This is a genomic window from Bifidobacterium margollesii, assembly GCF_002860355.1.
GTDB classification, from domain to species: Bacteria; Actinomycetota; Actinomycetes; order Actinomycetales; family Bifidobacteriaceae; genus Galliscardovia; species Galliscardovia margollesii.
In genome coordinates this window covers 1-12,339 of the sequence record NZ_NMWU01000054.1, presented here as the reverse complement: position 1 = coordinate 12,339, position 12,339 = coordinate 1, and the positions used below count along the sequence as shown (strand labels likewise).

Sequence of the window (12,339 nt, the reverse complement as noted above, 5' to 3'; positions counted from 1 at the left end):
TTATCCGCATGCGCGGGTCGTCGGGCCATTCGATTTTGAGCCGTCCCTCGATCAGCTCCGGCGTCCATCCCTTGCGCAGCGCGTCCATCACCCAGGAGAGCAGCGGGTCGTACGCCATGCGCAGGGGCTTGCGCGACCTGCGGGCGCGGGTCTCGGCCTTGCGCTGCGCGGTCAGGGCCGAGTAGAACGGGCGCGCGGTCCATGCGCCCGTCTTCAGGCGTTTCGGCCTGTACGGACGGTAGGAGTCGTTCTCGTTGGACGCGAACCACAGGCCGCGCCTCAGCTCGCGGCTGACCGTGGACTTGTCCCGGCCGATCCTCAGGGCGATCTGGCGCNCGCCGAGCCCCTCTCGGTTCCTCAGTTCGTCGATCCGGACTCGTTCCTCGGCCGACAGGTGGGAATACACTTTCGTCATGGGCGCAGCACTTTCTCTTCGGTTGTGGACTTGAACACTTCCAACCTTAGACAGGTGTTGCGCTTCTATTTAGAACCCGGGGTGGATCCCCATGCGCCGACCAAGGTGTATCGTCTGTACAACCCGAAGCGGTATCACAAGATGCGCGATGGTCGCGGCAACGGGGGTGGCGAACACGTCTACACCACCAGCTACGGCGAATACCTCGCCGTGATCCGAGCCGGTTGGCGCGGAGAAGGCGTCGCGTGGCGAAGCTTGTGAGCGAGGTGGTTTCGCTCACAAGCTGCTGCAAGGGAACTCGTTAAGCGGGAGGCATTGCCTCCCGTAGAGTTCCTGCTGCGGCCGCCTTGCCGGCGGATGCAGCCAGTGCTGCGTGGTTTGGTTTCCTGTCCTGTGGCGTGGGAAGAGCCTGTAGCAAAAGGCACTGCCTTCAATCAGGTTTTTGCGAAGCCGCGCCACTCATGGAGCGGCGAAGCCAATAAGACGCGGTCCGCTTCGACGGGCCGTCCTTAATTGCGGGACGAGCCTGTGGTCGCAGGCCTTCGCGAGTCTGTGATCGCGTGAGTCCTGCGCGCATGAGTTTGTTTGCATGAGGCGGTGTTCGTGATGCAGCCGCAATCGGAAGCGCTGCGTTACGAACACTGGGTACATGTTGCTTGATCGGGAATGCGTCACATGATGGGGAATACGTTGTCTGATCGGGTGTCTGCGTGACCGGGTTGGGCGTCGTTGTGTGAATAGGCACTGGGTGCATTGCGTCACCGGGCACATGTTGCGTCACCGGGCACAGCCATGTCCGGTGACGTGTATCTCAAACTACTGCAATTTCAACGCTTCTGAGACAGTGTGACCGGGCATACCTATACCCGGTCACACTTATATCCGGCACGCGCATGCTTGATCGCCAAGGTGACCCCAACTTCTCGTCAGGAACGCAGGTCTCCGGGCGCGGTGGGACTGATGGGGCGAATGGGTGGAGCACACAATCAGGCTTCCCCTCGAAGGGGAAGCTGGCGGCCGAAGGCTGACTGATGAGGTGGACGGGGCGAAGCATGAACTGCATCCACCTCATCCGGCCGGCCTGCGCCGGCCACCTTCCCCTCGAAGGGGAAGGCAGGAAACCGGCTCACAGGCTCTTCCATGCCGTAGGGCAGGAAACCAAACCAAACAGCACTGGCTGCACCGTCAGGCTTCCCCTCGGAGGGGGAAGCCCGGAAGGATCGGCTGGATCACAGCGACTTCCAGGCGACGCCCTCGCCGCGCCAGCCGGCGCGCTGCACGCCCACGTATTCGCCGTAGCTCATCGTGTAGACGTGCTCGCCGCTGTTGCGGTTGTACAGGCGGTACACCGGCTTGCCGTTCGCGGGCGCGTACCAGGAGACGCCCTCGTTCTTCCAGCCGATGCGCACGAGCATGTCGTGCTCCTTCTTGTTCATCGTCCAGTTGTGGTTGCCGGTGCGGCGGTTGTACTCGCGGTACACCGGCTTGGCGCCGGGGGTGTTGCCGGGCACGGTGATGAACGAGACGCCCTCGTACCGCCAGCCGATGCGAACCAGCATGTTCTTCTCGGCCGCGTTCCTCGTGTAGTGATGCAGACCGGAGTTGCGGTTGTACACGCGATACACCGGCACCTGCTTCACCGCCGGCCTGGCGGTCACGCGCACCGTGGCGCGGGCCTTCACGTTGGTTCCTGCGACGGTGCCGTTGATGGTGAACGATCCGGCCTTGGCATACTGGCCGCTGTAGATGTAGGGCCAGCTGACCTTGACCGTGCGGGTGACGCCGTCCGAATATACGGCCCGTACGGTGGCGGGCAGCTTCGGCCGGGTGCCGGCGACGGTGGATACCGATATGGCTGCGATGGAGCGAACCACCACCGGATTGACCTTCACCGTGGCGCGGGCCTTCACGTTGGTGCCCGCGACGGTGCCGTTGACGGTGAATGATCCGGCCTTGGCGTACTGGCCGCTGTAGATGTAGGGCCAGCTGACCTTGACCGTGCGGGTGACGCCATCGGAGAATTTGGCGTTGACGGTGGCGGGCAGCTTCGGCCGGGTGCCGGCGTTGGTGGACACGCTGATCGCCGGAATGGAGGTGACGACGGCGACCACACGGATGGTGGCGCGGGCCTTCACGTTGGTGCCGGAGACGGTGCCATACACGGTGAACGTGCCTGCTTTGGCGAACTGGCCGGAGTAAATGTACGGCCAGCTGACCTTCACTGCGCGCTTGGTGCCGTTGGTGTAGGTTGCAGTCACCGTGGAGGGCAGAGTCGGGCGCACGCCGTTGCGAGTGGTCACCGAGACGGCGGCGATGGACTGAATCGTAGCGTTCTTGTTCCAATGCGCATACAGCGTGCGGTTGGCGGTCACCGGAGAGCTGAAGTCATAGCGGGCGCCTCCGTTGGCAGCGGTGTACCAGCCGGCGAACGTGTAGCCGGAACGGGTCGGGTTCTTCGGCTGGGAGACTCTGCTGCCGCTGGTCACGGTCTGGGAGGCGACGCGTGAGCCGCCGTTCGAATTGAACGCCACGGTGTAGCGATCGGGGTGGGACAGTACCAGTCGGACGTTGTATTGGTGGCGGAAGGGGGCGTCGCCATTCCCGCCATTGATGTCGACCCGGATGTAGTGAACGCCTGCGGGCAGCGTCACCTTCTTGCCGGCATGGCTCGTTGCCGTGGCATCGAACCGTTCCGTATAGAGTTCGTTGAGATTCGAATCGATCAGCGTTACCAGCCACTGGCCGTTGGCTGCTTGTTCGTTGCTGAACTGGATCTGGGCCGTATCCGATCTGGATGTGGTCACCTTGTACCAATCGTAATCGTCGTCATTGAGGATGACGCCGCTGATCGTGCTGCCTGCAGCCAGAGGATCGGCGGTATCGAACCCGTCGTTCCATTCGGTTTCCCATGCGGCGGTTCTGGTGTAGTTGGCCCTGAGATTGTACTGGATGCCGAAGGCCGGCGAATCCCACCCTCTGCAGTCCACCTTGACCCAGTATGTGCCGCCGGGCACGCCGATCTTGGTGGTGGCGGGGTGATTGGGGCTCTTGCCGTCGAACGTGTATGCGTCGAGCTCTTTGAGGTTGGAGTCGTAGAGGGTCACGAGCCATTGGCCGTTTGAGGTCTGCTGGTTGGAGAAGGTGAGGTTGATGACGCCGTTGGCGGGGATGGCGAACTTGTACCAGTCGTCGTCATCGTCGTCGATGATCCGGCCGGAGACCGTGGAACCGACCTTGATCCCGCAGGCGGTGTCGGAGCTGCTGCATCCGGCGTTGGCGGAGGCGCCGCCGGACTGCTGGGCGCTGTTGGCGGCGGCCGACGGGGCCGGGGTCTTGGCCGGGGCCTTCTGGGCCGGCGTGCTCGGCGTCGTGCTCTTGGATTCGGCCTTCGGCGTTGCGGATGCGGTCTTCTGCGGTGTCGCCTTCGGAGAGGCCTTCGGGGCCTCGCTCTTCTGCGGCGTGGTGGACGGGGCGGCGCTTGGCGCGGCGGACGTGTTCTGCGAAACGGACACGCTCGCCGAGGCGGCCGACTTGCCGCCGTCCCCCTCGGCGGCGGTCGCCGTGGCCCCCATCGGCAGCAGCATGGCGATCGAAACCGCCGCTCCTATGCCGACTTTCGTCAATCTGCGTAATATGGTGGATCGTTCGGGTCTCATAACGGAACCTTTCTCTTCCGAGGCCGCTTCTTCCCGGCCTCCGATCTGGGTCGACGGACAACAGGCCCATCACAGCCCAATATACTGCTGATCAGTAAGGCTCGCCCCCCCCCAGTACCAAAAAACCGATGATTTCATCCCCGTTGCACCCCGATTTCATCGGTGCAACGAAACGACAGATCGCCGAGGGGTGTCGATGGTTTAATCCGTTGCCGGAATAATGCTTCCGCCGTGCCATTCGGGTGGGTAAAGTCGCAGTTGGGTACAGAGGAAAGGAACGATCATGGGTCTCTCCGAGCATCGTAAACAGACGGAACATATGGAATCCGTGGAACGCATGGAATCTACAGGGCGTATGGAATCCGCGGATCGGCGGAAAACCTGGTCCCGCCGGATCGTCGCCGGCATCGCCTCCGTGGTCATGCTGATCAGCGGCGGCGTACTGGCCACGGCCGTCACGGCAACCGCCTCCGCGGCCGAAGACGGCGCGGTGGTCGGCAATGCGACCGGCGGCTCCAACGGCGATACCGACATCTCCTTTCCGGATCTGAATTCGAAAACCGTCACCGTGTCGTTCGACGCGAACGGGGGGTCCGGTGTTCCGGCGCAGAAGGTCAGACTCGGCGGTCAGGCCGCCGAACCGACCACGCCCACCCGCCCCGGATACACGTTCCTCGGCTGGTACACCCAGCGCAATACGGGCATCAAATATGATTTCGATACACGGCTGGTCACCGATATCACCCTGTACGCGCACTGGACGGTGAACGTATACCGCGTCACCTTCGACGGCAATGGCGTGCAGACCGTGGTGCCGACGTCCAAGATGGTGGCGTACGGCGACCAATACGGCACGCTGCCCACCGTGGCGCGAGTCGGATACGCGTTCGACGGCTGGTACACCGCGAAGACCGGCGGCACGCGCATCGTGGCCGAAACGAGGATGACCGCAACCGACGATGTGACGTTGTACGCCCGCTGGACCGCCAACACGTACACGGTGACCTTCAATGCGAACGGGGGGTCGGTCTCGCCGCTCTCCAAGAAGGTGCAGTACGGTTCCGCATACGGTACGCTGCCCACGCCCACCCGTGCGAACTACCGGTTCGTCGGCTGGTACACCCTGCCGGTTGACGGCACGAATGTGACGCCGGATACGAGGATGACCGATCTGCGCGACGTGATCCTGTACGCGCATTGGACCCGCGGCGATGCGAACGGCAGCAATGGAAACAATGGGGCCGTGCGCAAGGTGCCGGTGTATCGCGTGTACAACCGTAATTCCGGGCTGCACCACTACACGACCAGCTGGGGCGAGAAGACCGTGCTGGTTCGTCTGGGCTGGCGCGACGAGAACCATGGCACGAACAGTTTCGTCACGGTGAGCAAGAACAGTGCGAGTGTGAATCCGCAGCCGGTGTACCGCGAATACAATCCGCACAACGGCACGCACAACTGGACGATGAACCGGGCGGAGCACAATATGCTGGTGCGGCTCGGCTGGCGCGACGAGGGGATCGGCTGGTATGTGCCGAAGAACGGGCCGGTGAACGTGTACCGTCTGTACAACCGCAATTCCGGCGAACATGTGTACACCACCAGTTATGGCGAATACCTGAGCGTGATCCGAGCCGGCTGGCGCGGCGAGGGCATTGCGTGGCGAAGTCTGTGATTCAAGCACCCATCCTCATCGACTAGGTCAATCGGTTTGACCGCCGGACGAGTTCCTGATCGGTGGAGTAAGGCGCGCAATCTCCGATTTGCATCCTGATCCACCGATCCGTGATTTCAGCGATTACAAGATCCTTGGAATCATGCGGTTTTACGATTCAGGTGGTTCCGGTTTCGATGGATTAGTGGGTCTTTTGTACAAAGCGCGGCTTGATCCATCGATCCGGCTGTGCCGGTTGCCGTACGTCTGACTCTTTGGCGGCATGATGAGGCGAATGTACGGAGCATGGTCGGCATCCACCTCATCCGTCCGGCTCCGCCGGCCACCTTCCCCTCGGAGGGGAAGGTAAAGAGTGAACCTAGCCATGTCGGCCACCTTCTCCGCAAGAGTGGACGGCCTGCGGTCGCGGCTTTTCCGCTCGCCTGTCGGCGAGCCCTCGCCTGAAAACGCCTCCGTCCTTTTCTTCATGGCTCGGCCGCAGGGGGAGGGTAAAGAGTGAATCCGGCTTCACCAGTCACCTTCCTCTGTAACGAACGACAAGGGGGAGGGTCGGCGTCGGCTGTTTTCTCCTGACAGGCTTGCCGGGCGTACCGATACAATGAACGGGACATGACATACTGTTCGAATGGTGATCGGCGCATAGGCAGCAGCGTGGTCGCTATTCGCTCATAGCCCGTAGGGAGTGGCGAGATGGCTGACGGCAAGACTGAGCATATGGCTGGCCGTAACAATACGACCGACCGTATGGCGGCCGGCGGATGGATGAGGCGTGAACGGTCGAAATCAGGGCGTATGAAACGTTTCGGCGCGGTGACTACGGTCGCCGGCGCGGTCTGCGCACTGCTGCTGACCGGACTGCCGGCAATGTCCCTTGCCGATGATGGCACTGCCGTTGCGGCCGATACCCTTGCGGCCGGTGTCGATGCCGGCGCCGGTGTCGTGCCGACCTCTGCTTCTTCTGCTTCATCTGCCGGCACTGTTGCCGCATCGATCCCCGACGATGCCACGGTGATCTCCGATGATTACGCGGCGGTTGGTGATCGCATCGTCGATTTGCAGTCCGGTGAGACGGTCACCGATCCGTCCATCGTCGGCACTGCGGAAACCCCCGCCGATCCGTTGGCGGCCACCGGTGGCGTGTCGTTCGTCCCGATGACGGTGCGGCAGTGGCGGGAATCCGGCGCCGCCGAGGCTTCCGCTGCGGGCTCCGAAACCGACGGTTCGGCGACCGGCCGATCTGGTAGTGGGTCCGGCGGCAGCTCCGGTGCCGAGTCCGGCAATGGCTCCGCCGCTTTCCCGAACGGCATCGGTGGCGCGAAGTGGGGAACGTACGGCGGTGCGAAGGCGTTCTACGAGGGGACCGGCAGTCTGTTCGCCCGTTCGGCGAAAGCGGTGATCGACGTCTCCGAATGGCAGGGGAGGATCGACTGGGCCAAGGTGAAGGCCTCCGGCGTCGACGCTGCGATCATCCGCGTTTCGTACGGCACCGTGCGGGACAAGACCGTGCAGTACAACATTGCGGAGTGCAGGCGTCTCGGCATTCCGTTCGGCGTCTACGTGTATTCGTATGCGTACGACAGCGCGTTCGCCGCGTCGGAAGGCCGTTCGGTGGCGAATATCCTCAAGAGTCTGGGCGTGAAGGCATCCGACCTGAAATATCCGGTGTTCTACGATCTTGAGGCATGGACGTGGACGGGCCATACTCGCCCGACTCGTCCGGCTCAGTATGAGAGCATCGTGAACGCGTGGTACAAGGCGTTGCAGTCGTCCGGGTACACGAATCTGGGCGTGTACTCGTACACCAGCTATCTGGAGACCGCGCTGAAAAGCAGCACGATCTACGCGAAGGTGCGGTGGGTCGCCAACTACAGCGGACGGTACCGGCTGCTCGGATCGAAACTGGGCACGTTCGCGTTCTCGACGTCCGACCGCATGTGGCAGTACACGGAAAGCGGCACGGTGCCGGGAATCTCCGGCAAGGTGGATTGCAACGCGTTCGGGTATCCGCTCTCCTCGTCGGGCGGCTCCTCCACGCCGTCCAAACCGGGTGCGACGAGCGGCAGGGTGCCGGTGTATCGCGTGTACAATCGCAACTCCGGATTGCACCATTACACGACTTCGGCGGCGGAGAAGAACATGCTGGTGGCGAAGGGGTGGCGCGACGAAAGCGCGAAGGGCGCAGCGTTCGTCACGGTGCCGAAGGGGACGGCTGGGGCCCGGGCGGTGTATCGCGAATACAACCGTCACGATGGCAACCACAACTGGACGCTGAACAAGGCGGAGCACGACATGCTCGTGCGGCTCGGTTGGAAGGACGAGGGGGTGGCCTGGTATGCACCGGCCTCGGGCAGGAACGTGTACCGTCTGTACAACCGCAATTCCGGCGAGCACGTATATACGACGAGCTACGGCGAATATGTCTCTGTGGTCAAGGCCGGCTGGCGCGGCGAGAATGTCGCGTGGAAATCGCTGTGACCGGGTCTGCGTGTCTTGTCTGCGTGTCTTGAAGGGCATGGGTGTCGGGATTGGACGCGCCTGGTGTCGCCGGGTGTGTTTGTTGTCACTGGGTATGGGTGTTGTCACTGGGTATGGGTGTCGTCACCGGGTATGGGTGTGCCCGGTGACGACAGTTCGGAATCGTTGCAATGACAAGGGTCTAGGGTGTGAGTCACTGGGCATGGGTGTGCCTGGTGACGCCGACTGTGCCCGGTGACGCCGCTGCGGCCGTATCGCAGTGGAGGATGCGCACTCGGTGGAGTATGCGCACTCAGACTTGCGGGGTGAAACGGTTCTTGGCGATCCAGATGAGATGCCTTAATCCGGTGACGAGATACCGTTGCTTGGAACTGCCGCTGCGCACCCGCTGCCTGATGCGCACTTCGCCGAACCGCCTGCCGAGATACCGGTAGGCGTTGAGCTTGATCTGCGGCGAAAGGTTCCAATCCCCCTCGGTCAGATGCAGCGACGGCACCACGCTGCGGTGGAACACCCACATGCCGGACAGCGAATCATGGAGGCGCAGCCCGTAAAGCATCAGGATCTCGGCATTCAGCGTACGAACGCCAAGCTGGAGTTTCCAAGGAATATTGTCGGCGGGATACCGGGAGCAGGAGACGAATGCGAGATTTCGCCGTGTCATATCGTCCAGGATCCGCGGCACGTCGTCGATCGGATACGTGCCGTCGCTGTCCGCGCAGACGATGATGTCTCCGCTCGCCGCATCGATGCCGGTCATGTGAGCGAAACCGTAGCCGATGCCGTTGATCGTACGGTCGTCCCGTATCGTGCGGAGTCTGGGGGTGCCGGATTCCAGTGACCGGGCCAGACGGTAGGTGCCGTCGGTGGAAGCGTTGCAGACGAGAATGATTTCGTCGTAGAAGGCCGGAACCGCGTTGATCAGTGAGGCGAGATGGCCCTCTTCGTTGCGGCATGGCATGATCAGGGAAAGGGTGTGATTGTCTAGCATCCGTCTGCTTCTTCTCTTGCTGCTTCTCGCTTACGCCGTTCTCTTGCGTTCGCCGTCGACCGACGCCGAATGACCCTTGATCGGCCCGGCGATCAGCTTCGATACCTGCCTTACCATAGCATCATCGTGCCAGCCGACAAATCATCCGCAATGTCGGCCTCACAACTCGACCATTGCTATTTTTCGGTATTCATCCGTGGGCTGCTCGCCAAAGGGGTGATCAATGACCTGCCCTGTTACCATATTGCCTGTGTTCATGCGGAATTCCACGATCTGTTCGCTGCCGTTAAGGGACGGTTTCCCCGGCTCCCGCAGTTCGGCGGCCCATACGCGAAATGCCGAGTTGTGTGGCTTCTCTGTTCGCGGCAGGCGTCGCACAGGCATCATCGCCCTGGGTTTTCTCATCTGCGCCGTCGCTACCGCCGGGCGTCTGCTGATGTCGTGCACGTTGCATATGTGGTACGCGTACAATCAGCGGGCCGACGACCAGCTGCTGATGATGCAGTCGCTGCCCGGATACTTCGATTCCACCGACCTGTACAAACTGGCCAAGAATCAGGGATACGGCTATGTTCTGCGGTTCATCGGATGGTCCGGCGTGAATGTCGATCTATGGTATTTCGCGGTGTGGTTGCTGGCTGCGCTACTGTGCGCGGTGGCGGTGCAGCGTTGCTTCCATATGGTGGGCCTGTCGATGTTCGCCTACGTGTATGTGCTGTGGAATCCACTCGCTTTCGAGGATTGGCTGGGAACTCGCGTGTATCGTAATTCGCTGTTCGCGCCGGTGCTGTTCATTCTGGTGGCCGGTCTGCTGATCTTCCTCACGATGGTCTGGGGGCTGATCCGCTCGCTGAACGTCGATATTGTGCCGTCTCGATCCGGCCGAACTGTGGAGGCCGATCGAACTGTGGAAGCAGGCGAATCCGTGAAGGTCGATCGAACCGTGGGAGCCGGCAAATCAGTGGAGTCCGGCAATTCTGTGGAGGCCGATCATGCCGGGGAGACCGAAGCGATCATCCTGTTGAAAATGGCGGGGATCGTCGTGTTCGCCGCGCTGCTCGGCGCATGGTTCGCGCTGGTCTTCGACCTCAAGGAGGATTCCATCTGGATGGTGCCGATGGTCGGTTTCGCGCTGGCGCTCGCCGCCGCCCCCGTCCTGCGCGCCCGACTTTCCGAGAACGTTCTTGTTTCCGTGACGACGAAGATCGGCGTCGTGGCGCTGTGCGTACTGCCCGCCATGGTTACGGTCGCGATTGTGGGCTGCATCGAGGACGCCAATAACCGGCATTTCGGAGTCAGGGAGCTCAACACCCGCACGAGCGGTGAGCTCGCGGGATTCATCAGCCGTATATATGGTATCGATTCGCCGAATCAGACGGTGGAGGTGTGGTCTCCGGCCGATTCCATCGAGAAGGCGTTTGATTCGGCGCCGTCGTTGCGCGCCTATCCGCAGATCCGCGAATATATGGAGCAATTCCAAGGGGAGGATCAGCTTACCGGCGATTTCATTTCGTGGCGGATGCTGGATGCCATTGACCAATCCCCGCTCACCATGCGCGACGAGGCCGAGGTGCAGCGGGTGTTCGCCAAGGCCAACGCCGAACTCGACCGCGCGTTTGCGGAAGGCCGGCTGCGGAAGACCGACAAGATCGCGATCTCCGCATCGCTGGTGCCTCGCACGCCGGACGAGATCGGCGAACTGTTCGCGCCGAGCCGGGATGCCTATGCGAATACCGTGACGCTTGACGGCAACTATGCCATCGGGTCCGAATCGCTTGACTTCTACTATTCTGGACGGGTGCACGCGCCTTCGCGGATGGCCGGTCTGAAGCAGTTGAACCTTGACATCGATGATCTTTCGCCGCAGGCGGTGCCGTGGTTTACGCGGGCGGATGCCGAGACGGTTGCCTGGCAGGTCGTGGCGGCGTATCGCGCGATCAATCTGGCGATGATCGCGGTGGCGGTTGCGGCGGTGGTGTCGTCGGTGTCGGTGGCTCTCGTTCGTGCTGTTCGCAGAGGATCGGTTGTTCGCGGGGTATCGGCTGTTCGCGGGGGATCGGCGTGGTCGTCGTTGGGTTGGCTTGGCCTGGCAGCGTGTCTGCTGGCGTATGCGTACTGCTATGGCTTTTTCGCCTACTGGTACGCGCAGTATCTGCACAATGACCGCATCACGTTTTTCTATGTGACCGGGCTGATTGCTCCGCTGATCGATATTGGTCTGCTGTTGGCCGTCGGCGCGTATCTTCGGCTGTTCGCCGGGGGAAGGTGCGATTAGTGGATTGGCGGGGTCGGTTTGCGGCTGGCGGGTCGGTGATTTGCGGGGTCGGTTGTGCCTGACGGGTCGGTGATTTGCGGGGTTTGTGGTTTGCGGCGGCGGTTGCGTCTGAGGGCGATGGGATCGGGAATCGGAGATTGTGCGCGGTGAGACCAAAAACTACGCAAATTACGTTGACTGTGGATGATCGCTTCGTTTTTTCGACCGGCTACATGTTTGAAATCTGTTGAAGTGATTGATTGACGGCCGTGTCTCGAGGTGTGGAAAAATTAGGCGCTATTGCTGTTTTCGTGGGTGTGGGTTCGTCGTTGAGCCGTTGATTTCGTAAGCGTGAGGGGCGTTCCCGTGTATTCTGTTTTCCGACCAAAGAAATGAACCACGGAGAACGCCTGATGAACAGCTTATTCAAACGTCTTCTCAACGTCAAAGGCATGGTCGTCGAGGACGTGCGGGTCGCGGACTCGCCGCTGCGTCCCGAGCCCGTGCTCGAGGTGCGCGTGCGCCCGCATGCCGGCATGCTCAGATGCTCCCGCTGCGGTCGGCGGTGTCCGGGCTATGACCGGGGCGGCGGCGTGCGCCGTTGGCGTCACCAGGACTTCGGCTGCTGGCGGGTGGAGCTGGTCGCCATGATGCCGCGCGTGGACTGCCCCGGGTGCGGCGTGGTCGTCGCCGCCATGCCGTGGGCCGAGCCCGGCAGCCGGTTCACGCGTGATTTCGAGGCGGAGTGCGCGTGGCTGATGACCGTGGCGAACCAGAAGACGGTGAGCGGGTTCCTGCGCGTCGCATGGCGCACCGCGGGCCGGATCGCCCATAGGGTCGCCGGACGGCTCAAGGAGACCATGCCCTCGCCGTTCG

The 12,339-nt window shown here is 62.1% G+C and carries 8 protein-coding genes; 5 read left to right on the top strand and 3 right to left on the bottom strand.

Annotation, left to right across the window (positions count from 1 at the left end; all coding sequences use genetic code 11):
- Positions 1-415 (bottom strand): helix-turn-helix domain-containing protein (locus tag Uis1B_RS11300; protein WP_165782877.1); only part of this gene is annotated, 415 nt, incomplete at its 3' end.
- A 30-nt stretch (positions 416-445) separates the two neighbouring features.
- On the opposite strand from Uis1B_RS11300, the gene Uis1B_RS11295 reads away from it, so the two are divergent.
- Positions 446-676 carry a hypothetical protein gene (locus tag Uis1B_RS11295; RefSeq protein WP_133124937.1) on the top strand — a complete coding sequence of 77 codons (231 nt, stop codon included), beginning with the start codon at positions 446-448 and terminating at the stop codon, positions 674-676.
- A gap of 968 nt (positions 677-1,644) precedes the next feature.
- Here Uis1B_RS11295 and Uis1B_RS11290 read toward each other — a convergent pair.
- Positions 1,645-4,071, bottom strand: coding sequence for an Ig-like domain-containing protein (locus Uis1B_RS11290; RefSeq protein ID WP_133124936.1), 2,427 nt, complete (start codon positions 4,069-4,071; stop codon positions 1,645-1,647).
- 319 nt (positions 4,072-4,390) lie between these two features.
- Here Uis1B_RS11290 and Uis1B_RS11285 point away from each other — a divergent pair, with 319 nt between their 5' ends.
- Entirely contained in the window at positions 4,391-5,743 is a 1,353-nt protein-coding gene (locus Uis1B_RS11285; protein ID WP_165782876.1) for an InlB B-repeat-containing protein, read from the top strand.
- Positions 5,744-6,433: 690 nt separating this feature from the next.
- On the top strand, positions 6,434-8,218 hold the full coding sequence (locus Uis1B_RS11280) for a glycoside hydrolase family 25 protein (protein ID WP_101618340.1): 1,785 nt from the start codon (positions 6,434-6,436) through the stop codon (positions 8,216-8,218).
- Between the two features lie 292 nt (positions 8,219-8,510).
- On the opposite strand, the gene Uis1B_RS11275 is transcribed toward Uis1B_RS11280, so the two are convergent.
- Positions 8,511-9,209 (bottom strand): glycosyltransferase family 2 protein, encoded by a 699-nt coding sequence (locus tag Uis1B_RS11275; RefSeq protein ID WP_101618339.1) that lies wholly within the window; start codon positions 9,207-9,209, stop codon positions 8,511-8,513.
- 223 nt (positions 9,210-9,432) lie between these two features.
- Here Uis1B_RS11275 and Uis1B_RS11265 point away from each other — a divergent pair, with 223 nt between their 5' ends.
- Together Uis1B_RS11265 and Uis1B_RS11260 are read left to right on the top strand one after the other, a co-directional pair.
- Positions 9,433-11,484 (top strand): hypothetical protein, encoded by a 2,052-nt coding sequence (locus tag Uis1B_RS11265; RefSeq protein ID WP_165782875.1) that lies wholly within the window; start codon positions 9,433-9,435, stop codon positions 11,482-11,484.
- Between the two features lie 392 nt (positions 11,485-11,876).
- Positions 11,877-12,339 (top strand): helix-turn-helix domain-containing protein (locus Uis1B_RS11260; protein ID WP_133124934.1); only part of this gene is annotated, 463 nt, incomplete at its 3' end.